Origin of the sequence: Micromonospora sp. DH14, assembly GCF_029809455.1 — a bacterium.
In the GTDB taxonomy this organism is placed as follows: Bacteria; Actinomycetota; Actinomycetes; order Mycobacteriales; family Micromonosporaceae; genus Micromonospora; species Micromonospora parva.
In genome coordinates this window covers 109,826-135,762 of the sequence record NZ_JARVKT010000008.1, presented here as the reverse complement: position 1 = coordinate 135,762, position 25,937 = coordinate 109,826, and the positions used below count along the sequence as shown (strand labels likewise).

The 25,937-nt window shown below is 71.0% G+C and carries 21 protein-coding genes and 1 pseudogene; 5 read left to right on the top strand and 17 right to left on the bottom strand.

Features of this window, described 5'->3' with window-relative positions:
- Nucleotides 1-53 precede the first annotated feature (53 nt).
- Nucleotides 54-1,121 carry an NADH:flavin oxidoreductase/NADH oxidase gene (locus QCZ28_RS13395; RefSeq protein ID WP_279516954.1) on the top strand — a complete coding sequence of 356 codons (1,068 nt, stop codon included), beginning with the start codon at nucleotides 54-56 and terminating at the stop codon, nucleotides 1,119-1,121.
- 49 nt (nucleotides 1,122-1,170) lie between these two features.
- Here QCZ28_RS13395 and QCZ28_RS13390 read toward each other — a convergent pair whose 3' ends face one another.
- Complete coding sequence (locus QCZ28_RS13390; protein WP_279516953.1) at nucleotides 1,171-4,692, bottom strand: ABC transporter ATP-binding protein/permease; 3,522 nt, start codon at nucleotides 4,690-4,692, stop codon at nucleotides 1,171-1,173.
- Nucleotides 4,693-5,731: 1,039 nt separating this feature from the next.
- Between QCZ28_RS13390 and QCZ28_RS13385 the strand changes: the two genes are divergently transcribed.
- Nucleotides 5,732-6,289, top strand: coding sequence for a hypothetical protein (locus QCZ28_RS13385; protein ID WP_279516952.1), 558 nt, complete (start codon nucleotides 5,732-5,734; stop codon nucleotides 6,287-6,289).
- A gap of 491 nt (nucleotides 6,290-6,780) precedes the next feature.
- Here QCZ28_RS13385 and QCZ28_RS13380 read toward each other — a convergent pair whose 3' ends face one another.
- Both QCZ28_RS13380 and QCZ28_RS13375 read right to left on the bottom strand, forming a co-directional pair.
- Nucleotides 6,781-7,620 carry a DUF4081 domain-containing GNAT family N-acetyltransferase gene (locus QCZ28_RS13380; protein WP_279516951.1) on the bottom strand — a complete coding sequence of 280 codons (840 nt, stop codon included), beginning with the start codon at nucleotides 7,618-7,620 and terminating at the stop codon, nucleotides 6,781-6,783.
- Between the two features lie 5 nt (nucleotides 7,621-7,625).
- Nucleotides 7,626-8,879: an MFS transporter gene (locus QCZ28_RS13375; protein WP_279516950.1), complete on the bottom strand. Its 1,254-nt coding sequence runs from the start codon at nucleotides 8,877-8,879 to the stop codon at nucleotides 7,626-7,628.
- Nucleotides 8,880-8,991: 112 nt separating this feature from the next.
- On the opposite strand from QCZ28_RS13375, the gene QCZ28_RS13370 reads away from it, so the two are divergent.
- Entirely contained in the window at nucleotides 8,992-9,588 is a 597-nt protein-coding gene (locus QCZ28_RS13370) for a PadR family transcriptional regulator (RefSeq protein ID WP_279516949.1), read from the top strand.
- Between the two features lie 165 nt (nucleotides 9,589-9,753).
- On the opposite strand, the gene ispG is transcribed toward QCZ28_RS13370, so the two are convergent.
- The 8 genes and pseudogenes from ispG to QCZ28_RS13330 form a co-directional block, all read right to left on the bottom strand.
- Entirely contained in the window at nucleotides 9,754-10,926 is a 1,173-nt protein-coding gene (gene ispG / locus QCZ28_RS13365) for a flavodoxin-dependent (E)-4-hydroxy-3-methylbut-2-enyl-diphosphate synthase (protein ID WP_130408231.1), read from the bottom strand.
- Between the two features lie 9 nt (nucleotides 10,927-10,935).
- On the bottom strand, nucleotides 10,936-12,186 hold the full coding sequence (locus QCZ28_RS13360) for a site-2 protease family protein (protein WP_279516948.1): 1,251 nt from the start codon (nucleotides 12,184-12,186) through the stop codon (nucleotides 10,936-10,938).
- The gene (gene dxr / locus QCZ28_RS13355) at nucleotides 12,186-13,397 is read right to left on the bottom strand and encodes a 1-deoxy-D-xylulose-5-phosphate reductoisomerase (protein ID WP_279516947.1); all 1,212 of its coding nucleotides are present in this window, start codon (nucleotides 13,395-13,397) and stop codon (nucleotides 12,186-12,188) included. Before dxr ends, QCZ28_RS13360 begins: the two co-directional genes overlap by 1 nt.
- 216 nt (nucleotides 13,398-13,613) lie before the next feature.
- Nucleotides 13,614-14,273: a Uma2 family endonuclease gene (locus tag QCZ28_RS13350; protein WP_279516946.1), complete on the bottom strand. Its 660-nt coding sequence runs from the start codon at nucleotides 14,271-14,273 to the stop codon at nucleotides 13,614-13,616.
- A 99-nt stretch (nucleotides 14,274-14,372) separates the two neighbouring features.
- Nucleotides 14,373-14,624: a hypothetical protein gene (locus tag QCZ28_RS13345; RefSeq protein WP_279516945.1), complete on the bottom strand. Its 252-nt coding sequence runs from the start codon at nucleotides 14,622-14,624 to the stop codon at nucleotides 14,373-14,375.
- 124 nt (nucleotides 14,625-14,748) lie between these two features.
- Complete coding sequence (locus QCZ28_RS13340; protein ID WP_279516944.1) at nucleotides 14,749-15,225, bottom strand: hypothetical protein; 477 nt, start codon at nucleotides 15,223-15,225, stop codon at nucleotides 14,749-14,751.
- Between the two features lie 38 nt (nucleotides 15,226-15,263).
- Nucleotides 15,264-15,455, bottom strand: coding sequence for a DUF397 domain-containing protein (locus QCZ28_RS13335; RefSeq protein ID WP_279516943.1), 192 nt, complete (start codon nucleotides 15,453-15,455; stop codon nucleotides 15,264-15,266).
- A pseudogene (locus QCZ28_RS13330) lies at nucleotides 15,445-16,029 on the bottom strand (DUF5753 domain-containing protein); the annotation flags it as partial. The gene QCZ28_RS13335 and the pseudogene QCZ28_RS13330, both read right to left, overlap by 11 nt.
- Nucleotides 16,030-16,131: 102 nt before the next feature.
- Here QCZ28_RS13330 and QCZ28_RS13325 point away from each other — a divergent pair.
- A complete protein-coding gene (locus QCZ28_RS13325; protein WP_279517051.1) occupies nucleotides 16,132-16,629 on the top strand; it encodes a hypothetical protein in 498 nt (165 codons plus the stop codon).
- On the opposite strand, the gene QCZ28_RS13320 is transcribed toward QCZ28_RS13325, so the two are convergent.
- Both QCZ28_RS13320 and QCZ28_RS13315 read right to left on the bottom strand, forming a co-directional pair.
- Complete coding sequence (locus QCZ28_RS13320) at nucleotides 16,626-20,312, bottom strand: CARDB domain-containing protein (RefSeq protein ID WP_279516942.1); 3,687 nt, start codon at nucleotides 20,310-20,312, stop codon at nucleotides 16,626-16,628. The two genes, QCZ28_RS13325 and QCZ28_RS13320, sit on opposite strands and share 4 nt — an antisense overlap.
- A 448-nt stretch (nucleotides 20,313-20,760) precedes the next feature.
- A complete protein-coding gene (locus QCZ28_RS13315; RefSeq protein WP_279516941.1) occupies nucleotides 20,761-21,312 on the bottom strand; it encodes a GNAT family N-acetyltransferase in 552 nt (183 codons plus the stop codon).
- Between the two features lie 51 nt (nucleotides 21,313-21,363).
- On the opposite strand from QCZ28_RS13315, the gene QCZ28_RS13310 reads away from it, so the two are divergent.
- Complete coding sequence (locus QCZ28_RS13310; protein ID WP_279516940.1) at nucleotides 21,364-22,194, top strand: YhjD/YihY/BrkB family envelope integrity protein; 831 nt, start codon at nucleotides 21,364-21,366, stop codon at nucleotides 22,192-22,194.
- Between the two features lie 78 nt (nucleotides 22,195-22,272).
- Here QCZ28_RS13310 and QCZ28_RS13305 read toward each other — a convergent pair whose 3' ends face one another.
- The 4 genes from QCZ28_RS13305 to QCZ28_RS13290 are packed head-to-tail and all read right to left on the bottom strand — an operon-like array spanning nucleotide 22,273 to nucleotide 25,937.
- Nucleotides 22,273-23,484, bottom strand: coding sequence for an ABC transporter permease (locus tag QCZ28_RS13305; protein ID WP_279516939.1), 1,212 nt, complete (start codon nucleotides 23,482-23,484; stop codon nucleotides 22,273-22,275).
- Entirely contained in the window at nucleotides 23,481-24,209 is a 729-nt protein-coding gene (locus tag QCZ28_RS13300) for an ABC transporter ATP-binding protein (protein WP_279516938.1), read from the bottom strand. The genes QCZ28_RS13305 and QCZ28_RS13300 overlap by 4 nt, the downstream gene beginning before the upstream one ends.
- Before the next feature lie 5 nt (nucleotides 24,210-24,214).
- Nucleotides 24,215-25,348, bottom strand: coding sequence for an efflux RND transporter periplasmic adaptor subunit (locus tag QCZ28_RS13295; RefSeq protein WP_279516937.1), 1,134 nt, complete (start codon nucleotides 25,346-25,348; stop codon nucleotides 24,215-24,217).
- Nucleotides 25,335-25,937 (bottom strand): hypothetical protein, encoded by a 603-nt coding sequence (locus tag QCZ28_RS13290; RefSeq protein ID WP_279516936.1) that lies wholly within the window; start codon nucleotides 25,935-25,937, stop codon nucleotides 25,335-25,337. Before QCZ28_RS13290 ends, QCZ28_RS13295 begins: the two co-directional genes overlap by 14 nt.

Here is a 25,937-nt window from a genome sequence, read left to right as displayed (position 1 = left end):
ACGACGGGCCCCTCTCCCCGGGGGCCCGTCGTCGTGTCGGAGAGGATGACCCCATGAGTTCCCTGTTCACTCCCCTGGCCCTGCGCGCTGTCACACTGCCCAACCGGATCGCCATGGCACCCATGTGCCAGTACTCCGCCGGCCCCGACGGTCTGCCCACCGACTGGCACCTGATCCACCTCGGCAGTCGCGCTGTCGGCGGCGCCGGCCTGATCCTGACCGAGGCGACCGCCGTGCTTCCCGAGGGCCGGATCAGCCCGCAGGACACCGGCCTCTGGTCAGGTGCGCACGTCGACGCCTGGCGGCCGGTGACCGCGTTCGTCGCCGCCCACGGCGCGGTGCCGGCCGTACAGCTCGCCCACGCCGGCTTCAAGGCCTCCACCTACCGGCCGTGGGCGCCGGAGCGCGGCGGCGTGCCGGACGCCGAGGGCGGCTGGACGCCCGTCGCCCCCGGTTCGGAGCCGTTCACCGCCGGCTACCGGACGCCGACCAGCCTGGACGAGGCCGGCATCGCCGGTGTGGTCGAGGCGTTCGCGGCCGGAGCCGTTCGCGCAGTGGACGCCGGCTTCGCCGCCGTGGAGATCCACGCCGCGCACGGCTACCTGCTCAACGAGTTCCTCTCGCCGTTGACCAACCACCGCACCGACTCCTACGGCGGCGACCGGGCCGCCCGGATGCGACTGACCCTGGAGGTGGCCCGCGCGGTGCGCGCCGCGGTCGGCGAGGACGTGCCGGTGCTGACCCGGATCTCCGCCACCGACTGGGTCGAGGGCGGCTGGACGATCGACGACAGCGTGGTGCTCGCCGGTGAGCTGGCCGGCGTCGGCGTCGACCTGGTCGACGCGTCCTCCGGCGGGGTCAGCGTGGACCAGCGCGTCCCGCTCGGCCCCGGCTACCAGGTGCCGCTGGCCGCCCAGATCCGCCGCGAGGCCGGCGTACCGACCGGCGCGGTGGGCCTCATCGTGGAGCCTGAGCACGCCGAGCAGATCGTCGCCGGCGGCGAGGCCGACCTGGTGCTGCTGGGCCGGGAGTTGCTGCGCGACCCGTACTGGCCGCGCCGGGCCGCCGCGAAGCTCGGCGTCGCCTACTCCGGGCCCGCCCAGTACGCCCGCGCCGCCTGAACCCCGACCGACCGGGCGGCCGCCGTGTGGGCGGCCGCCCGGCCGTCGGTCAACCGGCCAGGTGCGACCAGTCGCCTTCCAGGTCCTGCCAGGTGCCCTGGGCCGCCACCGTGCCGCCGAGCAGCACCACCACGTGGTCGGCCCGGACCAACGCGGCCCGCTTCGCCGTCGAGCCGACAACCGTCACGCCATGGCCGCGCAACGCCTCCCACAGCGCCAGCTCGGTGGTGACGTCCAGCGCCGACGACACATCGTCGGCGACCAGCAGTTCGGTACGCGGGGCCAGCGCCCGGGCCAGCGCCAACCGCTGCAACTGCCCGCCGGAGAGCCGGGTGCCCTTGTGGCCGATGAGCAGGCCCAGCCCCCCACCGGCGGCGGCCAGGTCATGGTCGAGCTGGGCGGTGCTGACCGCCCCGGCCGCGTCCACCTGGTGCCCGAGGGCGATGTTGTCGGCCACCGTGCCGGACAGCACCCGGGGCAGCTGGGCGACGTAGCCGACCTGGTTGGGACGCAGGAACAGCTCCGGCTCGGTGACCGGGTCACCGTTCCAGGCCAGCTCGCCGGTGTGGTGCACGATCCCGGCCAGCCCGCGCAGCAACGACGACTTGCCCGACCCCACCGGCCCGACGACCAGGACCAACTGGCCCCGCTGCACGGTCAGGTCCACGTCGCGGACGGCCACCGTACCGTCGGAGTGCACCACCCCGAAGCCGCGCAACTCCAGCCGGCGCAGCGGGTGGCGGGGCGGCATGGTCGGCGCGGGCGCCGTCCCGGCGGTCAGGTCGACCTCCGGCACCCCCGCCGAGTACGCGCTCACCCCGGTCATCGCCGCGGTTCGCCGGGTCCAGACCCGCGCCGAGGGCAGCTGCGAGATCAACGACGCCGTGGTCCAGGCGAACCAGCGGGCCGCGCCCAGCGTGGAGACGGCCACCAGCACCGCCCCGGCGGAGAGCGAACCGTTCAGGTACAACGCCCAGGCGCCGATCGGCAGCAGCCCACTGGCCATCGACGGGGTGGAACGCGCCCACACCTGCACCGCGATCTCCCGCCGCTGCCGGTCGCTGCGCAGCACGTCCAGGCCCGCCAGGTGACGCAGCACCGCAGTGGTCGCGCCGGCGAGCTTCACCGTCCGCGCCGCGGAGAGCGCGGAGACCAGCGCGGTGGCGAACGCGGCCCGCGCCGCCACCGTCGCCCGGGCCGCGCGCTCCAGTTTCGGCCCGAACAACGTCGCGGCCAGCCCGGAGACGACCATCGTGCCGAGGAAGAACAGCCCGGGTACGACACTGCCGGTGACGGCCGTCATGGCGACCACGAGCACCAGCGCGACGGTCTGGTCCAGCACGTTGTCGGCGAGCTGGACCACCCGCTCGGTGTCCCCACCCTGCGCCACCACCTCGGCCGGGGTGTGTGAGCTGACCCGACGCGGCCCGGTCTGGCCGTGCACCAGGCGAAGACCGATGCGCAGCATCTGCCGCACCCACCACTGCGGGAACCAGACATGGGTGTAGAACGGCAGCGGCAGGGTGATCAACAGCCCGGCGACGATCCCCACCGCCGGCAGGTACGGGCTGCCCGTCCCGTCGACCAGGTCCGCCCAGAGCCAGGGCAGCACCGGGCCGTCCAGCCCGAGCAGGCTCAGGCCGAGGAACAGCACGATCGCCGCCGCACCGTACCGGGGATCGTTGGTGCACAGCCGGAAGATCTCCCGCAGCGTCCGGGCCGGCGGCACGGGCGGCAGTGGCGGCGGATCGGCCCGGGTGGGCGCGACCGGCTCGGTCGGCGCGACCGGCTCGACCCGAGCGGGCACCGGCGCGACCGGCTCGCTCGGCCAGGCGTTGGCCGGTCCGGGGCCGACCAGCAGGTCGGTGCCGGCGCCGGTGCGACCCGACGGCGTCACCGTGGCGTACGCCGCGGCGTGGCTGGTCGCCAACAGTTCGGCGAAACGGGTCGACGTCTCCAGCGGACCGGCCTCGACCACCGCGCCGTCGGCCAGGACGACCACCTCGTCACAGCGGCGTACCGAGGAGAGCCGGTGCGCGATGACGATGCCGATCCGGTCGCGCAGCAGCCGTTCGGTGGCGCGCTGCACCCGCGCCTCGGTGACCGGGTCCAGGCGCGCGGTGGCCTCGTCGAGGATCACCACGTGCGGCTCCCGCACCAGGATCCGGGCGAACGCCACCAACTGCTCCTGACCGGCGGAGAGCACGTGCCCGCCCTCGCCCAGCCGGGTCGCCAACCCGTCCGGCAGCTCGGCGATCCAACCGGCCAGGCCCAACTCGTCGAGCGCCCGAGCCGCCGCGTCGAGCAACTCCGGGTCGAAGAGCGCGACGTTCTCGGCGAGCGTGCCGGCCAGGATCTCGGTGCGCTGCGGCACCAGCGCCACCCAGCGGCGCAGCTGCTCGACGTCGAGGTCACACAGGTCGGTGCCGCCGAGGAAGACAGTGCCCGGCGGCACGTCGACCGCCCGGGTGAGCACCTTCGCCAGCGTCGACTTGCCCGAACCGGTCCGTCCGATCAGCGCGTACGACCGGCCACGGGCGAAGGTGAGGCTGAGCCCGCGTAGCGCGGCCCCCCGGTCACTCTCCCCGTACCCGAACGTCAGGTCCCGAATGCGCAGGTCGCCCTCGCTCGGGCTGGCCCCGCCGACCGGTTCCTGCCGGGCCTTGTAGAGCAACTGCACCCGCGCCCACGCGCCGAGAGCCTCCTGGATCTCCGGCACCATCCGGCTGACATGCTCCGCGGTGGCCCCGAACGCCAGGGCGAGCAGCCAGATGGCGGTGAGCCGGGCGGCGTCGATCCGGTCGGTGGCCAACGCCCACGCACCGCCGAGCACCACCGCGCCGATGCCAGCCCGGATCGTCGCGGTGGCCACCGTCGCCACCCGGGCGGACAACACCCAGACCACACCGCCCCGCGACAGCACGGCGGCGGCCCGCCGGGCGTACAACCGCAGCACGTACGGCCGCGCCAAACTGGTGCGTACGTCGTCCTGGCCGTGCACCGCCTCCTCCATCACGGCGGCCAGGTCGGACCACGCCTCCTCCTCGGCCATCCGGGCCGGGCCGATCCGTGCCGTGGGCCGACGCAGTCCGACTGCGAGCACCACCGTGAGCAGCAGCATCGCGATCCCGGCCGGCCACCACACGACAAGCGCGACCACCATCGACAACAGACCGACGCAGAGGCCCTGGGCCAGCCGGGTGCCCTGGTTACGAACCGCCGACGCCACCTGATAGACATCCCCGTCGATGCGGTCCAGCAGCTCACCCACCGGGGTGGTCTCCAGGGTGGGCAGGTCCTGCCCGAGCGCGACGCGACAGAGCCGGCGACGCACGTCGGCGGACCAGTCGGCGGTCAGGCCGGCCATCAACAGGCTCACCGCGAGGTCGCTGAGGACCACAGCGACCAGAGCCGCGGCCAGCACTGCGAAGAAGCCAGCCGAACGATGCACCAGCACCGCGCCGGCCAGCGCCGACGCGCCCGCCTGCCCAGCGGCGCCCACCACGATCAGAACGGCCACTATCGTCATACGGCGGGTCGAGGTGCCCCACAGATCACGGAGCAGGCGCATGGAAGTCCTCCGGGACGTGGGTGGCGGAGACCTCAGCCTGCCGGCGCCAACCCGTCAACTCAACCGATTTTCCGGTCCTGAGCAGGGCATCCGCCGGTTTCAGCCAGGAGCAGCGGCGGACCGACCCAGGCCCCCATCCGCCGTCGTCGACCCGTCAGCCCTCGTCCACCGTCGACCCGTCGGCCCCGGCCGCCGTCGACCACCTGTCCCGAATCCCGCCGACCACCTGTCCCGGGCGTCGACCACCTGTCCCGAATCCCGTCGACCACCTGTCCCGGGTCCCGTCGACCACCTGTCCCGGGTCCGCACCTACCGCGCGGCACGGCCCGGACGACCCGTACGCCCGGCCGAATGCCCGACGGGGTGGTTCTTGATCGACTCGGGTTTCAGGAAGTCGGGGTGTCCGGCCGTCCGGGATGCCCCGACTTCCTGAAACCCGAGTGGATCATGGGTGTGCGGTGCCGGTTTGGTGCCGTGGGTTCGTGGTTGTGTGGGTGGTGTGTCGGGTTGTGGGGTGTTTGTGGGTAGTGGCCGGGCGCACCCGCAGGCGGGAATCGTGGCCGGGCCGGGGTCGTTACACACCCTGACGATCGCAGCACCACCGGCCCGCGCCCCTGGCCGCGACGGTCGGTCGCGCAGGTTTGGATTGGTCGCGCAGGTTGGAATGCCCGCCGCCACCCGGTCGTTATGACCCCCACGACCGACCGCAGGCACCGCCGCGATGAGGGTGTCGACAGGTTGGGCCAGCCCGGAATGACCCCGGCCCCCGGGTCGTTGTGATCCCCACGAAACGACCGCAGGCACCGCCTCCGGGTGAGTGCCGACGGACTGGGCCACCGGGGAATGACCCCGGCCCCCCGGTCGTTACACCTGGACCCCGGCGCCACGAGCCCCCGCCCGTGAAGTCGCCGACCGACGCCCTAGGCGTCACCCCCCAAACTTTCCCCTGCAAGTGCAGCGCCGGACGAGGTGCTCACACCCCTTGCCGCCGTTCCCCCTTGGCGGTGCGGGTGTTCCTACCCCCGAAGGAGCTACCCCCATGAACACGATCATCCGTAAGAGCATGCTGTCCGTTGCTGGTCTCGCGTTCGCCGGTGGTGTGTTCGCCGGCCCGATCGCCGCCCACGCCAACCCGGCCGTGGACGCCAAGCCCACCGCCGTGGCCGTGCAGACGGCGAAGCCGCAGGGCGACCAGTCCCGGATCACCCTGAACAACGAGCAGACCGCCAACGTCAAGGCGATCATCGCCGCCACGAAGAAGGCCGGCCTGCCCGAGCGCGCCGCGGTCATCTCCATCGCGACGAGCCTGCAGGAGTCCAAGCTGGAGAACCTCGGCCACCTCGGCGATATGAACGACCATGACTCGCTGGGCCTGTTCCAGCAGCGCCCGAGCTCGGGTTGGGGCACGCCGGAGCAGATCACCGACCCCGAGTACTCGACGACTGCGTTCCTGAAGGGCCTCAAGCAGGTCGACGGGTGGCAGGACATGCCCCTGACCGACGCCGCGCAGACCGTGCAGGTCTCGGCCTACCCGGACGCCTACGCCCAGTGGGAGCAGCAGGCCACCGACCTCGTCGCCCAGCACTGGAACAGCTGACCACCAGCACCACCGCACCACCGCACCACCATCAGCACCGCACGGTAAGACCCAAGAACACCGACCGCTGGCCGGCACCCGCAACCCGGGGTGCCGGCCAGCGGCCTTCGCGTTGCCATCGACCGCCCGGCACCCGAACCATTGACCAACTGACGCCAGACACCAGACCACCGGGACCCGGACGGCGTGTCGGCGTGTCGGCGTTGCTGAGCCGGAGCACCCAGCTCACCAACACGGGGTTGCCGGACACCGGACCACCGGAACGCCGGACCACCGGACGCCGGGACGCCGGGACGCCGGGACGCCGGCCGTGATGGTGGGGGGGTGGGCCATGCAGGGGGTCACCGGGCGGCTCGGATGGCCTCATCGGGCGGCGTTCGTTTACAGATCTTGGACACTTTCGGTTCGGCCGCCCCGGATGGAAACTGTCCAAGATCTACGGGAAAGGCATCGCCCGCGATGGATACCCCACCGCAGCCAACCCGCAGCGGTCAGAAGAGGACGGTGGCCAGGGTGCCGATCGGCTGGAAGCCGCAACGCTCGTAGACGCGGCGGGCCGGGAGGTTGAAGTCGTTGACGTACAGGCTGACGGTGGGGGCGACCCGCAGCAGCGCGTCGCGGACCACCGCGGCCATGGCGGCGGTGGCGATCCCCCGGCCCCGCCACTCCGGTGCCACCCAGACGCCCTGGATCTGCGCCGTCCGCTTGGTGACAACGGCGAGTTCTGCCTTGAACACGACTTTGCCGTCGACGATGCGGGCGTACGCGCGACCGGTCCGGACCAGGTCGTTGACCCGCCGCCGGTAGCTGCGTCCGCCGTCCTCGGCCAGTGGCGAGACGCCGACCTCTTCGGTGTACATGGCCACCGCCGCCGGGAAGAGCCGGTCGACCTCGCCGGAGCGGACCTGGCGTACCTCCGGGTCGGCCGGTACGGGTGGCAGCGTGTCGGTGACCAGCAGCGGCTGATTGGGGCGGACGTCTCGCGCTGGCCCCCAGGTGTCGGAGAGGCGGTCCCACAGCCCGAGGACGGCGTCGGCCCGGCCGACGATGGAGGAGCAGAGCCGCTCCTCGCCAACGAGCAGGTCGGCGAAGGCACCCACCGCGGCGTCGCTGGCCAGCACCGGGGTCAGGTTGCCGCCGAGCCAGCAGAGTGATTCGAGGTTGCGGCGGGCTCCGTACCCCAGGATTCTGCCTTCGGCCCGCCACCAGGAGAGCCCGCGCGCGGCGATCCGCTCGGCGACCTGCGCGCCCGCGAACGGGTCATGGTCGAGCAGTCGCTCGACCGCGCGCCGCTCCGATTCCCCCAGTTGGCGTACCGGCACCGTCAGCACGACTATCAGCCTGCCAGATTGACCCCCCGCTCCGCCGGTCGAGTGACGAGGCCGGCACCGGCTTCACGGGGCGGCGTCCGCCCGGCCCATCGGACGACCGGGGGCACCAGGGCTCCGAGCAGGAGGAACAGGGCACCGAGCACAAGCCAGCCGGGTACGCCCCAGCCGAGCGCAAGGGAGGTCACCACCACCGGCGCGAGCATCTTGCCCAGTTCGTAGCCCATGCCGTACGCCCCCTGGTACTGCCCCTGGGCGTCCGCCGGTGCGAGCCCAAAGGAGATGCCCCAGCCGGCGGCGGAGTGCCACAGCTCACCGGTGACGTGGGCGACCGCCCCGAGGCCGAGCAGGCTCACCGCGCCGGCCGTGGGCAGCGCGCCGCTGGCGGCGAAGAGTACGCAGGCCAGGGCGATGGCGACGCCGGAGCGACGGGCGGCGCGGGCGGCTCCGGGCACTGTCGCCGCCGTACGCGCGGCGCGGACCTGAAGGAGCACCACCAGCACGGTGTTGACAAGCGTCAACGCGGAGATCATCCAGGCGGGGGCCCGGGTGTGGCCGGCGATCCACAGCGGCAGGGCGATGGTGAGCAGGCTGAAGTGCATCGACATCAGCCCGTCGACCAGTGTGAAGGCGAGGAACGGGCGATCGCGTAGGGCGACCAGCCGAGGGCCGTGCGCCGGGGCGGCGACCGGGGCGACGGTCGGCAGTCGGAGGAAGATCACCGCTGCGGCCAGTGACGTCGCCGCCGAGGCCAGGATCAGCGCCACGTAAGCGGTGCGGGTGTCGGCGGCGATGGCGAAGCCGCCGAGGACGGCACCGACGGAGATCCCGACGTTGGTGGTGGCTCGCAGGTAGGCGCGGGTGCGGACCCGCTCGCCGGCCGGGATCGCTCCGGCGATCAGCGCGCCGCGAGCGCCGCGCTCGATCGCGTCGGCGAGCGCGGTGGCGGCTCCCACCAGCACGAGCGTGGGCAGCGACCGGACGGCGATCAGGCCGATGGTGAGGGTGCCGGCGGCGAACAGCGCACCGACCTGCACCCCACGTGGGCCGACGCGGTCGGCCAGGTAGCCGCTCGGTGTGCTGGCCAGCACACCGACCAGAGCCGAGATGGTCAGCCCGATGCCCACCTGGGTCGCCGAGAGGCCGACCGACCGAGTGAGGAAGAGCGCGCTGGCGACGAGCCAGAGGCCCCGCCCGACGGTCTTGACCAGGGTGCCGAGGGTGAGGACTCGGGACGGACCCGGCGGGGGTAGCAGGCGCATGACCGAGACTTTAGCAAGACGTACGTACGGTTTGGGAACCACTGGTTGTCGACGATGCATTGCCGATATATCGTTGATGCATCAGCGATAGTCCTACGAAGGGAAGAGCCCGATGAGGTTCCACCGACAGCACCACCCGATGCACGAAGCCCGGCTGCGGGGTTTCGGCTTCCCGCCGGTCCCGCCCGGTCCGCACGGTCATGGCCACGAGCACGGACCCGGCGGCGGCCCCTGGGGCGGCCGGGGCCGTGGACGGGGTCGGGGCCGACGCCCCAACGTCCGCGCCTCCGTCCTGGCACTGCTCACCGAGCGGCCGATGCACGGCTACGAGATGATCCAGGAGATCGACTCCCGCACCGGCGGTGCGTGGCGGCCGAGCCCGGGCTCGATCTACCCCACCCTCCAACTGCTGGAGGACGAGGGCGTCATCGTCGCCAGCGCCGAAGAGTCCGGTGGTGGGCGGAAGCGGTTCACCGTCAGCGAGGCCGGTCAGGCCGAGGCCACCGAGGCCGCGCAGACCCCGCCGTGGGCGGACGTCGCCCAGGGCACGGTGAGCAGTTGGCACGACATCCGCGACTCCGGCGCACAGGCGATGAACGCCCTGCGCCAGGTGATGATGCACGGCACCGACGACCAGCGCGAGCGGGCCGCTCAGGTGCTCGACGAGACCCGGCGCAAGCTGTACGCGATCCTCGCCGAATCCGAGTGACGCCAGCACCGCGCCACGACACCCGAGCGCCACAACGCACGAACGCACCACGAGACACGAACACCACCACGAGCACGAGCGCCACAACGCACGGACACCACAGCAGCACTGACGCGAAGCGGCCGTTCCCCCGATGGGGAACGGCCGCTTCTTCCAGATGGAAAATCAGTGCACGGTGACGGTCGGGCCGGTGACCAGCCCGCGCAGCTCCTCGGGGAGTTCGGCGCCCATCTCGTCGGCGATCCGCAGCGCCTCCTCGATCAGCGTCTCGACGATCTGCGCCTCAGGCACCGTCTTGACGACCTGCCCCTTGACGAAGATCTGACCCTTGCCGTTGCCGGAGGCGACGCCGAGGTCGGCTTCCCGGGCCTCACCCGGACCGTTGACCACGCAGCCCATGACGGCGACCCGCAGCGGCACCGGCAGCCCTTCCAGACCGGCGGTGACCTCCTCGGCGAGCTTGTAGACGTCCACCTGGGCCCGCCCGCAGGACGGGCACGAGACGATCTCCAGGCCGCGCTCGCGCAGGCCGAGGGACTCCAGGATCTGGTTGCCGACCTTGATCTCCTCCACCGGCGGGGCGGACAGCGACACCCGGATCGTGTCGCCGATCCCCTCGGCCAGCAGCGCGCCGAAGGCGACCGCCGACTTGATGGTGCCCTGGAACGCCGGCCCGGCCTCGGTGACACCGAGGTGCAGCGGGTAGTCGCACTGCTCGGCGAGCTGCCGGTACGCCCGGATCATCACGACCGGGTCGTTGTGCTTCACCGAGATCTTGATGTCGCGAAAGCCGTGCTCCTCGAAGAGCGAGCACTCCCACAGCGCCGACTCGACGAGCGCCTCGGCGGTGGCCTTGCCGTACTTGCTCAGCAGGCGCTTGTCCAGCGACCCGGCGTTGACGCCGATCCGGATCGGCACCCCCGCGTCCCCGGCGGCCCGGGCGATCTCCTTGACCTTGTCGTCGAACTGGCGGATGTTGCCCGGGTTCACCCGGACGGCCGCGCAGCCGGCGTCGATCGCGGCGAACACGTACTTGGGCTGGAAGTGGATGTCGGCGATCACCGGGATCTGCGACTTCTTGGCGATCGCGGGCAGCGCCTCCACGTCGTCCTGGGACGGCACCGCCACCCGGACGATCTGGCAGCCGGACGCGGTCAGCTCGGCGATCTGCTGAAGGGTCGCGTTGACGTCGGAGGTGAGGGTCGTGGTCATCGACTGCACCGACACCGGCGCACCACCACCGACCGGAACCGAACCGACCATGATCTGGCGGCTGGCCCGACGGGGAGCGAGCGGTGGAGGCGGCACGGCGGGCATACCGAGACTGATAGCTGTCACTTCAGGCACTCACCTTGAGAAGAGCGTGATCGGGTTGACGACGTCCGCGGCGATGGTCAGCAGCGTGAACGCGCCACCGATCAGGATCACCACGTACGTGAAGGGCATCAGTTTGAGGTAGTCCACCCGGCCGGGGTCGGCCCGACCGATCCGCGCGTAGACCCAGGAGCGGGCCCGTTCGAACCAGGCGATGGCGATGTGGCCGCCGTCCACCGGGAGCAGCGGCAGCAGGTTGAACACGCCGATGAAGAAGTTCAGCGACACGAAGAGCATGAAGAAGACCAGCCAGGCGTTGTTCTCCACGGCCTCGCCGCCGAGCCGGCTGGCGCCGACCACGCTGATCGGGGTGTCGACGTCCCGTTCGCCGCCGGTGAGGGCGGTCCACAGGGCGGGGACCTTCTGCGGGAGGCGCTGGAGCGCCTGGGCGGTGCCGACGGCCAGGTCACCGGTGAAGTCGGCGGTGGCGCCGAAGGCGCCGACCGGGCCGTACGTCACGCGGGTGGGCGTGCTGGGAACGAGCCCGACGCCGAGCGCGGCCACCGGCGCGGCGGTGCCGTTGGGGTCGTCCAGCGGCGGGCGCTGGGTCTGCGCGAGCACCGTGCTGGTGGTGGCGGGCTGCCCGTCGCGGACGTACGCGATCTGCGCGGTGTCGCCCGGCTTGAGGCTGCGCAGCGTGGTGAGCAGATCGCCGTAGTTGCCGATCGGGGTGCCGTTGACCGCTGTGATCCGGTCACCGTTCTTCAACTGCCCCTGGGCGGCCGGGCTGGCCGCGTCGGCGGGGGTGCACGCCCGCACCGCGTTCTCCGGGACCACGCACTCGCTGAGCTGGATGACGGCGGGCTCCTGGCGGGCCTGCGCGTCGGTGGTCGGGAAGTCGGGGTTGGGCAGGCCGGCGGAGACGGCGAGGATCCAGATGGTGACCAGGGCGAGCGCGAAGTGCGTGATCGACCCGGCGGCCATCACGATCGTCCGTTTCCAGACCGGGTAGCGCCACATCACCCGCGACTCGTCGCCCGGCTCGACGTCGTCGTCCTGCGGCGTCATCCCGACGATCTTGCAGAAGCCGCCGAGCGGGATGCCCTTGAGGCCGTACTCCGTCTCACCCCGACGGAACGACCAGATGGTGGGGCCGAAACCGACGAAGTACTTGGTGACCTTCATCCCGAACGCCTTGGCGGTCAGCAGGTGACCGGCCTCGTGCAGGCTCACCGAGATGAGGATGGCCAGGGCGAAGAGGACCACCCCGAGCAGGTACGACATCAAGCTCCTTCCACCGAACCCGCGATGATCTCCTGCGCGTGCGCGCGTGCCCACGACTCGGCCGCGAGCACGTCCTCGACGGTACCTGGTTCGTCGAAGTCCGGAGCCTCCTCCAACACGCGTTCGAGGGTGTCGACGATGCCGAGGAACGGCAGCCGGCCCGCCACGAACGCGGCCACGCACTCCTCGTTCGCCGCGTTGTAGATCGCCGGGCGGCAGCGCCCGGCCTCCCCGGCGGCCTTGGCCAGGGCGACGGCCGGGAACGCCTCGGCGTCGAGCGGCGCGAACTCCCAGGTGTGCGCGGTCGTCCAGTCGACGGCGGTGGCGGCCTCGGGAACCCGGTCCGGCCAGCCGATGCCGAGCGCGATCGGCAGCCGCATGTCCGGTGGGCTGGCCTGGGCGATCGTCGAGCCGTCGACGAACTCGACCATCGAGTGGATCACCGACTGCGGGTGCACCATCACGGTGATGTCGGCGTAGGGCACGTCGAACAGCTCGTGCGCCTCGATCACCTCCAGCGCCTTGTTGACCATGGTGGCGGAGTTGATCGTGACGACCGGCCCCATGTTCCAGGTCGGGTGCGCGAGCGCCTGCTCGGGTGTGACCTGCGTCAACTCGGCGCGCCGCCGACCCCGGAACGGGCCGCCGCTGGCCGTGACGATCAGCCGCCGCACCTCACCCCGCGACCCGGAGCGCAGGCACTGGGCCAGCGCCGAGTGCTCCGAGTCGACCGGCACGATCTGCCCCGGCCGCGTCACCGCGGCCTTGACCAACGGGCCGCCGGCCACCAACGACTCCTTGTTGGCGAGCGCGAGGGTACGACCACCGCGCAGCGCGGCCAGCGTAGGAGCGAGGCCCAGCGAGCCGACCACCCCGTTGAGCACGATGTCGCACGGCCACTGGGCCAGCTCGGTCATCGCGTCCGGGCCGGCCACGATCTTGGGAAGCTTGAAGTCACCGGTGGCCCAGCCGCGCCGGCTCGCCTCGGCGTAGAACGCGAGTTGCAGGTCCTGGGCGGCGGACGCCTTGGCCACCCCGACCGCCTCGACGCCCAGTTCGAGGGCCTGTGTGGCGAGCAGTTCGACGTTGCCGCCGCCGGCACCGACGGCGACCACCCGGAACCGGTCCGGGTTGCGCCGGACGATGTCGATGGCCTGGGTGCCGATCGAGCCGGTGGACCCGAGCAGAACGAGGTCGCGGGGGGAAGTCACCCGGCCATTGTTCCCCACCCGGGCTGCACGCCCGCTGGGAGCCTCAGCCCTCACCGTCCGCGGGCCGTCGCCAGCCAACCCCCGGCACCAGCCCGCCGTTCCCCACCTATGGCCGTTCCCCGCCCATGGCCGTTCCCGCCCTTGATCGACTCGGGTTTCAGGAAGTCGGGGCAACCCCGGCAACCGGACACCCCGATTTCCTGAAACCCGTGTCGATCAAGCCTGGTTGTCAGCCGACTCGGTGGTGGCCGGGTCCGGCGCCGCCTCCTCGCCGAGCAGGTCGTCCGGGTCGATGGAAAACTCGAACGGCTCTCGCATCACGAAGCGTGTCCCGGCCGCAGCGGCAGCCAGCGGCCGGTACTCCCCTTCGGTCAGCTCGTACAACGCGATGGTGGGCACCCGATTACGCAGGTCGACCCGGAGGAAGAAGGGCACGCCGGCGGCAGCGTACTCGCGCGGACGGTCGATGATGTCCTTGCGCCGGTTTCCGGGCGAGACGATCTCCCCGAGAAGCACGGCATGCCCGATGTCCATCGTCGTTCGACCGCCACCGGGAGCGTCGAGAATGACGATGTCCGGAATGAAGAGATCCTGGCCCGAGACGATGTTCGTTTCAAGGTAGAGCCACAGCTTCGCCCGACGGGCCGCCTGCTTCAGGAGATAGGCGAGACCCAGCTCCGCGTCCTGATGGTCATACCCTGCATGTGGTGTCACGATCACGCTTCCGCTCAGGACCTCAACCTTGGGGCCGTTGGTCTCCGGCAACAGGTCGAGGGCGAGCTGCGCGGTCCACGGCTCGTCGTGCCACCGCAGCACGTCGAACGACGGCTCGGTGTGCTGCGGCGCCGGCTCTGGCGCGTACGCGGCCTGGGCCATCCGGGCTCACCCCCTCAGCGGACCATCCTGCTCAGGTCAGCCTAGCCACCGCAGCCCCAGAAGCGCGTCATCGCACACCGGGTCCGCCTCCGGCACGTGTCAGGTGCTGTTCGGGATCCCCCACGGATCGGCAGGTTCACCCCCGTGATGCGTCCTGACGACAAATGAGAGGCAGGCAACGAAGCCCTCTTCAGGATCGGCCGACAGAAGGATTGTGCGAACCCTGCCTGCGCGCTCATCGACGCCCGAAAAGCGCAGGATTCTGCGCCGCTCGATCTCGCTCGCCGAACTGAGGGTCAAGGAAGAGTAGACGGACTTCAGCTTCATCCCGAGAACGCCGAAGAAGAGCACCCGCGTTACCGCACCCCCGCCAGCACTGCCTCTGATCTCCAACTCAGAATGGCTGACACTGTATCGCCACGGCCGGAACTTCCCATTCAACACAACAGGGAGGGTCTCGTGGCGCGCCGGTTCGCTAGTCACAGGGATTCGCCGCCCCTACGCCATCTCGATCGAACATTACGCGCGACATCGCCACTGCTCGTGGTTCGGATTGCCGCACGACGGCCAGCCAGACCGCTGCTCCGAGGCAGAGGACGGCCAGCAGGGACAGCAGCACCAGGGCCGGGTTGATCCAGGCGGGCACCAGGTCATAGGTGGCGTTGCATCGATCGTGGAGAGGGAACCATCGCGACGACTCACGCCAGTGGATTGCGCGGTAGGCACTGTCGTAGGTGACGCCGGCCTGTCGGCAGGACTCCTCCGAGCTCATGGAGGAACCCGCGAACGCCCCGACGAACCAGGTGAGGGCGGTGGCGACGATCGACAGCCCGGCCGTCGCGGCGAACCAGCCCGGAGTCTTCCACCGGCCGGCGAGCAGAGGTCGGCCCCACAGCCAGAGCACGACCAGAGCGGGTACGGCGAGGCAGAGCCCTGTCGTGATGACACCCATCCGGATTTGTCAGCCTCTCGCCAGCGAGCCAGCCTTGATCATCGCACGGGCCGGCTCACCGTCGTGAACGCCACGAAGGCCGTCCAGGCCGAGGTGGTGAAGGTCAGCACGGGTCCGCGCCGGTCCTTGCTGTCGCGTACGCCGACCGTCTCGGCGAAGCCCGCCACCTCGACGCAGTTGCCCTCACTGCCGGACCGGATCGACTTGCGCCAGACTCCGTCACGCACCATCGGTCATCTCCTTCGCTAGGGCCGCGATCAGCTCTCGGGACTCGTCGGCGCTGAGCGCCCGCTCACCGAGGGAGCGCCACGCGTCTTCGTAGATCTCGATCTCGTGGGTCTTGTCAAGGTAGACCGCGCCGCACGGCCCGTCCATGTAGATCGTCGTCGGCTCCGGCTCGCGCACCTCGGACGGAAAGTCGAGCATGGTGAAGGTGCCGGCCTGCGCCCAGCGGACCAGGCCGGCGTCGAGCGGCAGCACCCGGATGCCGATGTTGTGCTGCCGCGATGAGACCAGCAGCGACTCCAGTTGTCGGGCCATCGCCGCCCGATCACGCAGCGGCCGGCGCAGCACCGCCTCGCTCAGGATGACGTCGAGGCGCGGCGCGCGCGGTATCGCCCGAGCGAGCAGGCGTTGGCGGCGAAGCCGCACGTCGACCTTCGCCTGTCGCTGCTGCTCACCCATCTGTGGTTGATCGGTGAGGATCAGCTCGGTCATGTACTCGACCGTCTGCAACAGGCCGGGAACGAGATTCGCCTCGTAGTGACGGATGCAGGTGGCGGCGGCTTCCAGACCGACGTACAGCCCGTGCCGGCTGCACCGCTGGGGCCGTCGCGTCCTGGCAAAGCGCGGACTGACCGACGGACAGATCCAGACGCTACTCAGCGGAGGAACGGTGGCCCTGCGATGAGCTACCCGACGGAGGATCACCTACCACCGCAGGTGTCCGGGCCCGCACTACGAGCGCATTCCGCGACGGGCAACCGCCCACCGCCAGCAGGCCGAGCGGCCGGGCCCGCACTACTAACGAACCAGGGCAGCCACCCACCATCACCAGCGGAACGGGCCGCGCCGCGGTGGATCATCCACCTGCCGACCACGCTGACCAGCCTCAACGAGGTCACCGCCCTGGCCGTGGCGCTACGCGACTCGCTCGGTCACCTCGCCGTCGTCGACTTCGGCGAGACCACGCTCAGCGAGGAGGACGCACAGTTTCTGCGTACCCGAGTGTTCTGTGACGCCAGGCTCGACGGCGCCGGGCGCTGCCAGCGCCGCGACGCCCACGACGGACCCTGCGCTGCGACGCCTTGCAATGATCGACTCGGCTTTACGGAAGTCGGGGTGTCCGCAGCAGCAGGACACCCCGACTTCACTGAAACCGTGTTGATCAAGCCGGCGGACTAGCCGCCGTTGATGACGAACTGGGAGCCCGGCTGGATGACGATGTTGCCGTCGGCCGAGTTGGTGATCGTCACGTTGGTGAGGTTGGCGTTTCCGCGCGCGCCGCCCATCGCGAGGATGCCGGCACCGTTGTTCGACTTGTCGATCCGCACGTTGGTGATGGCGACGTTCGGCATGTTGCCGCCGCCGTTCTTGAACTGGATGCCGTCGTACGTCGAATCGATGATGTCGGTGTCGCGGATGGTGACCCCGACGATGTCCCGGGTGGCGGGGAACAGGGTGATCGCACCGAACTCCTGGTCCTCGTTCCAGAAGGCCCCGCCGGTGCGGTAGAGCCCGTTGTTGGCGATCAACGTCGTCCCGGAGAACGGCAGCGGGTCGTGGTCGGTCGCCAGCATGATGCCCGGGTAGTTGGCGGTGTCGTAGATCAGGTTGTTCTCGATCGAGTTGTCGTAGCCGCCGTAGATGGCGATGCCGTTGGCCCGCCAGGGCAACTGGATGGTGTTGTTGACGAAGTGGTTGTCGTGGGCGATGTCGACGTTGCGGTCCTTGACGTACGGGTTGGCCCAGACGGCCAGGGCGTCGTCGCCGGTGGTGCGGAACGACGAGTTGAACACCCGCGAGTTGCGCGTGCCGTTGCTGAAGTTGATGCCGTCGGCGTACGTGTTGCGGATCCGCATGCCGGTGAACTCCAGCCCGTCGGCCGGCCCCCACAGGTCGGGGATGTTGTCGTAGTCGCGGCCGACCCAGACACCCACGTTGGCGTGCTCGATCCAGACGTTGCTGATCTTCGTGCCGGTGCCGAAGCGACCGTTCAGACCCACGCCGCCCTCGGCGTTGCCGTCGCCGCCGCGGATCCGGCCGGAGCCGAAGATGGCGATGTCGGAGATCTGGGTGTTCTTGTCGATGTCGAAGCCGAAGTTGCCCTCGTGCGGGTGGTTGATGCCACCGGCGTTCTGCGGCTCGGTGAGCGTGTAGAGCTGCGAGTGCCACATGCCGGCGCCCCGGATGGTGACGTTGCTGATGCCGACCTGGTTGTGCGTACCCCGGTTCAGTGGGTCGTCGGTCAGGATCTTCTGCTCCTGCCGCCACTGCCCGGCGGGGATCCAGACGCAGCTGATGACGCCGTTCTGGTCGTCGGTCACCGCCCGCTGGATGGCGGCGGTGTCGTCGAGCCCGTCGTTCGGGACCGCGCCGTACTGCGTGATCGAGGTGCAGCCGGCCGGCTGGCTCGCCGCCGGTGCCACCTGCTCCAGGTCGATCATGTCGATGACGTAGAAGGCGGCGGTGTCACCCGAGTCGCGCTGCAACTTGAACCGGGTGCCGGCCGGGTACGACTGCGCCAGCAGCGCGCTCGACTCGTCGAAGAGCCGTCGGGCGTCGGCCTGCGGGGTGTTGGTGAGCGCCTCCGGCCCGTCGGTGTTGCCGTAGAGCCAGCTGTGCTTCGACGACAGGGTCAGCTTCCGGGAGAAGACGTCGTTGACGTAGAGGCTGATGGTCGCCTCGATACCGCCGCCACCGGGGGCGTCCGGGATGGAGTTGCGCACCACGATGGAGTTGGCCTGGTTCGCCGAGGTGAACTCGACGAACTGGCCGGTGCCGGTGAGCCGCACCGACTTGCGGCCCGAGGACTCGCTGGCGAAGTTGGTGTGCCCGAACGTCCGCAGCGGGTCGGCCTCCAGCAGCGCGCCCTGGTAACGACCGGCCTCCGCCTCGTACGAGACGTACGGGACGGCGGCCCCGCGCCCGACCACTATCGACTGGCTGAACGAGTTGTTCGTCTCGTTGGTCTCGGTGACCACGTTCGTGGCGTCGGCGGTGGCGGTGATGGTGGCGCCGCCGCTGGTGGCGGTCCAGCTGCCGGTGACGGCCACGGTGGCCGTCGCGCCGGCGGCGATCGAGGCGGTGGTGGTGTTGAGCGTGGTGCCGCCCACCACCAGCCGGGTGACGGTGGTCGCGCCGGTCGCTGTGGTGCCCCGGTTGCGGACCGCCACGGTGAAGCTGACGGACGCCCCGACGGCCGGGTTCGGCGGGTTGGAGGCGATGCTGAGCACCTGGAGGTCGGGGCCCGGGGCCTGCGCCACGACCAGCGGCGACGCGGCGGTGAGGCTGTTGTTGCCGTTGTTCTGCTCGACGATCGTGTTCGCCGGGTCGACCACCGCCGAGACGGCGTAGCTGCCCATCGGCCGGGTACCGGCGTTGAACGTCACGGTGGTCGAGGCGCCCGCGGCGAGGGTGCCCACCGAGGCGCTGCCGACGACGGCGCCGGCCAGGCTGAAGTTCACACTGGTCGCGCCGGCGGACGCAGACCCGATGTTCTGCACCACGGCCGAGAGCGTGACCGGCGAGACCTCGCTGGGCGACGCCGGCGACCAGGTCACCGAGCTGACCACCAGGTCCGGGTTGGGCGCCGGGGTGCCGCACACCTCAAGTTCGGCGACCTGGCCGGACGGGGCACCGGTGTTGCCGGTGAACCGCAACTGCACGTCGGCGGTGGTGGCGGTGACCGGGATGGTCACCACGTTGGTGCCCTGGACGAACTGGTAGGCCGCCGCCGACACCAGGCTGGTGTACGACGACGCCGCCTGGTCGCGACCGAGGACCTGGATGGTCTGGGTACGGGTGCCCCAGGCCGGGTCGGGGTTGAGCTTCACGGTGACACCGGAGATGGCGTGGTTCGCGCCCAGCGCCACTGTCAGGTTCTGCGGGTAACTCGCCGCACCCTCCCAGTAGGTGCTGAGCTGCCCGTCGTTCGCCTTGTCCGGGGTGAAGGTGAAGGTGGAGCCGCTCGCCGTCATGCTCTTGCCCTGCGCCACGTTGGTGCAGGCGGGCGGATTGCTGCCGGTCCGGGTGACGGTGTTGCTGTTGTCGGACAGGTTGCCGGCGCCGTCGCGCGCCCGCACGTAGTAGGACACGGTCGCGGTGGCCGGTTGCGTGTCCTGATAGGTCAGGACGGTGCCCAGCGTCGCGATCAGGCTGCCGCCCCGGTAGACGTTGTAGCCGGCGAGCCCGCTGCCACCGGAGTCGGTGGAGGCACCCCAGTTCAGCGTGATCGTGCTGCCCGACGTGCTCTGCGACAACGTCCCCGGAACGCTCGGCGCTGTGGTGTCCGGGGTGGTGCCGCCGCTGCCGTACACCTCCAGCTCGGAGAGCTGCCCGGCGGGCCAGCCGCTGTTGGCGGTGATGACGATCCGGACGTAGCGGGTGGAGACCGGGCTGACGTTGATGGTGACGGTGCTGCCGCTCGCCGGGTTGAAGGTGTACGTCTGCGACCCCACCAGGTCGGTGAAGGACGAGCCGTCGGCGCTGCCTCGCACGCTCAGCGTCTGTGTCCGGGTCCCCCAACCGGAGGTCGGCAGTTTCAGCACCACCTGGTTGACGCTCTGCGACGAGCCGAGATCGACCTGCACCCACTGCGGGAACGCGTTGTTGACGCTCTCCCAGTAGCTGCCCGCGTTGCCGTCGACGACCTTCGACGAGTCGTAGACGTCGGCGTGGCCGCTCTCCTGGGTGGGACGGCCCTGCGCGAGGTTGGTGGCCGCCGGGGCGAAGCCGCTGGCCGCTGCGGCCGCGGTGTCGGCGGGGCGGGCGGCGGCCGGGGTCGCGACGGCGGTCGCCCCGGCCGTGGCGATCAGCGCGGCGGCGGCCGTGGCCGCCACCATCCTGAACAGATTCGTTCGTCTCATGACTGTCCTGTCGTCGGGGGGACGGTTGCCGCGGTGGCGTGACCACGGGGTGGGGGTGCGGCGGTGCAGCGCCGGCCGACGCGGGTGGGCCGGTGTCGAGAGAGACGGGATGGCACGGGCGGCGCGGGGGCGCCGCTCGTGCTGGAAACACCAGACGGGTACGACCATCAACGGGCCCCCGAGGAGGCCCGTTGAATCTTCCGAGGCTGTGCGCAGAACCGTGCACGTCTTTGTCGAAATCTTGCGCTACTTTGGCCCAAAGATTACTGACGCGCTACGGGAGCGTCAACACTTCGACGCCCGTGATTATTGACGGACTTGCCTGGCCTGACGGCCGCCGTCACTGCCGGTCTGCCCACGATTTCGGGGAAGGTGCGACCTCCCGACGACTGGAGGCCATACCTTCCCCGAAGCTGCACGGATCTTGCGTCAGGTCGTACGGGAACGATCAGTCATCTGGTGCCGTCAGGACGAACGTCTCCAACAGCTCTCCGCCGTACCAGTCGGTGCGCTGACCGACGTGCGCCATGCCCAGCCGCCGAGCGACCGCCATCGACGGCTCGTTGCCCGGCGACACGAGCGCGTGGATCTCCCGGGTGCCGGCGGCGAACTCCCGGGCCAGGAGCGCACGAGCGGCCTCGGTGGCGTACCCGTGACCCCACGAGTCCGGGTGCAGGTGCCAGCCCGTCTCGATGTCGTCGGTCAGCACCGCCTCGTCCCGCCCCGGTATCGGCTTGAGCAGCGCCGTGCCCACCACCGTGCCGGTCCCACGTACCTCGACCGCCCAGGTGCCGTACCGACCTCCGTCGGCCGCGTGCCGGTCCTGCCAGATGCGCAGCCGCTCGACGGCCTGGGCCGGGTCGGTCATCGGCAGGCCCGGTGACACCGCCAACCAGCGGGTGATCTCCGGGCGGGAGTAGATGTCGTAGATCCGGGCCAGATCGGCCGGATCGTCGGTCCAGTCACGCAGGATCAGGCGTTCGGTGGTGAGAACAGTCATGACCGGCGATCTTAAGGAGTGACGCCCCCGACGACGGGGAAGGAGGACCCGATGGGCAACGGATGGCAGCGCACGAAACGGATCACCAGTGCCGCGTTCCGTCCGGTGCGCGGACGGGACCTGTCGCTGCACGCCGCCGCGATCACCTTCTACGGGGCGATCGCCGTGGTGCCGGTCGCCCTGCTGGCGATCTGGCTCACCTCGCTGGTGGCCGGGGCCGACCGGGTACGCCGGCTCACCTCGTACGCCGTGGAGGCCCTGCCCACCGCGATCGGCGCGCCCCGGGCGGTGGACGCGCTCGTCAACGCCGGGGTGGAGTTGACCCCGCTGCTCGCGCTGGCCTCCCTGTTGCCCGCCTCCCTGTACGGCGAGGGCCTGCGCCGGGCGTTCGTCTCGGTGGCCGCGCCCCGCTCCGACGAGCACCTGGTCGGTTGGCGGGGCCGCCTCCTGCTGCTGCCACTGCTCGCGCCGGCCCCCGCGCTGCTGCTGTCGATCCTGCTGGCGCTCCCGCTCACCACCCGCCTCGTACGCCAGGGCGGTTGGCTCGGCGCGCTCGGCGTGGTGCTGTCGTTCCTGGGAGTCTGGCTGGTGCTCACACCGGTGCTGGTGTGGGTGTTCCGGGTCGTCGGGCCGGCCTCACCCGACTGGCTCTCCACCCTCGGGATCGGGTCGTTCACGGCGGCGAACCTCTCCGGCTTCATGCACGGCTTCGTCCTCTTCGCCTCGCTCCCGCTGGACCTGGGGGTGCCGTTCGGCGGCTTCGACGAGATCGGCGCGGGGGTGGCAGTACTCCTCTGGCTCTACCTGTTCCACGTGATCGTCCTGTCCGGCTACTCCGCCACCCTGGCCCTCTCCCACTGGCGCACCAAACCCACCCGCTGACCCCCTTTGATCATGAAGTTGTTGCCACGACACGCCGTGGCGGGTGGCAACAACTTCATGATCACCGCAGGGAGTGGGTTACGGGGTGGAGAGGGCTTCGGTGGGGGTCAGGCGGGCGGCTCGGACCGAGGGGTAGACGCCCGCGACCACACCGACCAGGAGGGCGCCGGCGATTCCGCCGACCACCGCCGTCGGCGGGATGATGGGCGGCCAGCCCTGGTAGCTGGCGTAACCCACCGTCGCGAGCACCCCGAGGATCGCCCCGACCGCGCCTCCGAGCACGCTGAGCAGCACCGACTCGGTGAGGAACTGCACCCGGATCTGGCCCCGGTTCGCGCCGAGCGCCCGACGCAGGCCGATCTCCCGACGGCGCTCCAACACCGAGATGACCATCGTGTTGGCCACCCCGATCCCGCCGACCAGCAGGGCGACCGCCGCCAATCCGAGGAAGACCGCGGAGAAGCTGTGCTCCGTGGCGCGTTTCGCGGCGAGCGCGTCGGAAGGGCGGCTGACCTGGACCAGCCCGGGCAACTGCGGGTTGAGGGTGGCCGGCAGCACGGCGCGGACGTCCTGCAGCGCGTCCTCCCTGGCCCGCAGGTAGACGACAGTGGGATGACCGTCGAAGCCGAGCATGGCCTTGGCGGCGTCCCAGCCGACCAGCACCGACCGGTCGAGATCCGGGGAGAGCGGCAACGGGTCCAGGATGCCGATCACGGTGAACCACCGTTCGCCGATGCGCACCTGGGGTGGTTGCCGGGGGTCCACCGTGGCGAAGCCGAGCCGACCCGCCGCGACGTGGCCGAGGACGGCGGTCGGGAGTGCGGCCGTCCCGGCGTCCAGGGCCCGACCGCTGTGGATGCGCCCGTTGACCGTCCCCAACAGGCCCGGCCGGGACGCGAGGACGCTGAGCCCGGACGTGTCGTACCGGTCCATCAGGTCGTTGCGCCGCACTGTGGTGTGGGTGTTCGCGACCGCGCTGGCCGCCTCGACCGGCCCGATCCGCGACACCATGGCGGCGGCGTCCTCGGGGAGCAGGACGGGCGGCTCCTGATCCGGTACCGGCTCGGCCCGCAACATGTTGGTGCCGAGCGCGTCGAGCTGGTCCATCAGGTCGCGTTGACTGGACGCGGGGATCCCCACCACCACCACCAACGTGGCGATCCCGATGGAGATGCCCAGGGCGGAGAGGACCGCCCGCATCCGGCGGGTGGTCAGCCCGAGCAGACCGAGCCGGAGTACGTCGGTCGGGGCGAGCCGGGTCGACCGGATGCCCCCGGGGGCCGCGCTCATCGGGTGCTCCCGGTGTCCGCGACGATCCGGCCGTCGCGGATCTCCACCTGTCGAGGCGTACGGGCGGCGAGATCGCGGTCGTGGGTGATCACGGCGATGGTGGTGCCCTCCGCGTTCAGGCTCATCAACAGGGCCAGGACCGCTGCCCCGTTGCTGGTGTCCAGGGCTCCGGTCGGCTCGTCGGCCAGCACCAGCGCCGGCTCGTTGACGAGCGCCCGCGCGATCGCCACCCGCTGCCGTTCCCCGCCGGAGAGCTGCCGCGGCAGGTGGTCGACCCGGTGCGCGAGACCGACCCGGGCCAACGCCTCGATAGCGGTACGGCGACGACGACGGCGGGGCACCCCGGCGTAGAGCAGGCCGGTGGCGACGTTCTCGGCGGCGTCGAGCCCGTCGGTGAGGTGGAACTGCTGGAAGACGAAGCCGAGCCAGCGGCCCCGCAGAGCGGACAGGCTGCGGTCGGACAGCCCGGTGACGTCCTGCCCGGCGACGCGTACCCGGCCGCTGGTCGGCAGGTCGAGGGTGCCCATGATGTTCAGCAGCGTGGACTTGCCGGACCCGGACGGCCCGACGATGGCGAGCATCTCGCCCGCGCGGACGGTCAGCGAGACGTCGTCCAGCGCGGTCACCCCGCCCGGGTACGTCCGGCTCACCCCCTCGACGCTGAGCACCGTCTGCGCGTACGCCGGAATCACCTCGGTCGGGGCGTCGTCGGACCGGGTGGTCACGCCGTTCACGATGCGGTCACCACGTCGAGGCCCTCGGTCACCCCGGCGCCGCTGACCTCGACGAGGCCCCGGGCGAACATCCCGGTCTCGACCGCCAACAGGCCGCCGTCGGGCAGTTGGAGCGCGTGTCCGCCCTCGCGGAGCGCCACCAGAGCGCCGACCGGCACCGCGAGCACGTTCCTGTGCACGGCGGTGGTGAACCGGACCTGTACCGCGGCGGCGTCCAGCTTGGCGACGTCCGCGGCCCGGGTCGGCGCGACGAGGACCGCCACCGTCGGAGGGCTGCCCTGGCCACCGCCCCCGTCCGGTCCGCCGCCGCTGACCGTCTGGGAGATCGACGCGACCTTGCCGGGGATCTCGGAGCTGTCCGGTAGGGCGACGACCACCGCGGCACCGACAGTGATGGCGCCGACCTCGGTGGCGGCGACCGGCACGGTGACCAGCTTGACCTTCTCGGTGACGGCCAGCAGCTCACCGGCGACCGCATCACCGGGCAGCGCCTTCACCGCGCTCACCCGGACCGGCCCGGTCAGCACGGCGACCTCCCCGACCCCGATCGTGCCGGTCGGTTCCAGGCCGACGGACTGCTGCCACTTCTTGATCGAGGCGACCAGGGTCTCGGTGAGCAACGCCTGACCCGGGCCGATCTTCGTGCCGTCAGTGCCCCGGGACGGCCGCGGCCCGGTGCGGAAGCCCAGCGCCGTCAGGTTGTCCGACACCAGCCGCACGTCACTGCCCACCAGGCCCGGCTTGTCGAGCGTACGGAAGAACGGAGTGCCGCCGAACAGCACCGGCACCGGTCGGTCGTCGACCCAGTAGAGCGGCTTGCCCCGGGCCACCGTGTCGCCCACCTTCGGCAGCCGGGTGACGACGCCCTCCCCCGCGCCCTTCACCACCCGCTCCGGGCCGAAGCCGAGCGTGCCGTTGAGTGAGCGGGTGTCCGACAGGTCGGCCCGGGCCACAGTCGTTGTCGTGGTCTGCGGTGGGACGCTCGCGCCGTCACGATCGGCGTCACGCCGCACTGCCAGCACCCCGACGCCGGCGCCGACGGCGACCACCACTGTGACAGTGGCGGCCACGATCGCGGTCCGCCGGGTCGTCCGCCGCCCCCGCCCCTCGGTCGGGTTACCGCTTGGCACCGAAGATCTCCATCGTGCAGTCCCGCTCCAGCTTGGCCATGGCGGGACCCTCGAGTCCGTTGGTCGGGTCGGCCACCCCGTCGTCGTAGGTCCAACCGGAGCCGTCCGGCAACGAGTGGATCTTCAGCCCGTGCCCCCGCAGGCACTGCACGTAGTCGTTCCACTGGCTCACGTAGTTCGGGTTCCTGTCCCGATCCAGCTCCGGCGGCTGCAACGGCATCTTGTCGGCACACACCACGTACGCCGCCTTCGGCTCCCCGCTCTGGTCGAGGGAGAGGCCGGTCCCGGTCCCCGTCGCGCCGGGCTGCCGGCCGTCGTTCTTCTTGACCCCGTGCTCATGCAGGCAGATGCGGTACGTCTCCCAGAGCTGGGTCTCCTCCTCGTCGGTGGTGTCGAGGCGCAGCTGTGGGCGGCCGCTGACCGCGGTGCCGGTGGCGCTCGCCGTGGCGGACGGGGTGGTCAGTGACGCGACGTCGCCCGTACCGCTGGCGGTGTCCTTGTCGGCGCCACCGCCGCAGCCGGTGAGGGCGGCGGCGAACACTGTGACAGCGGCGAGTCCGGCCGCGACCCGATGGGTTGAGTTGGTCAT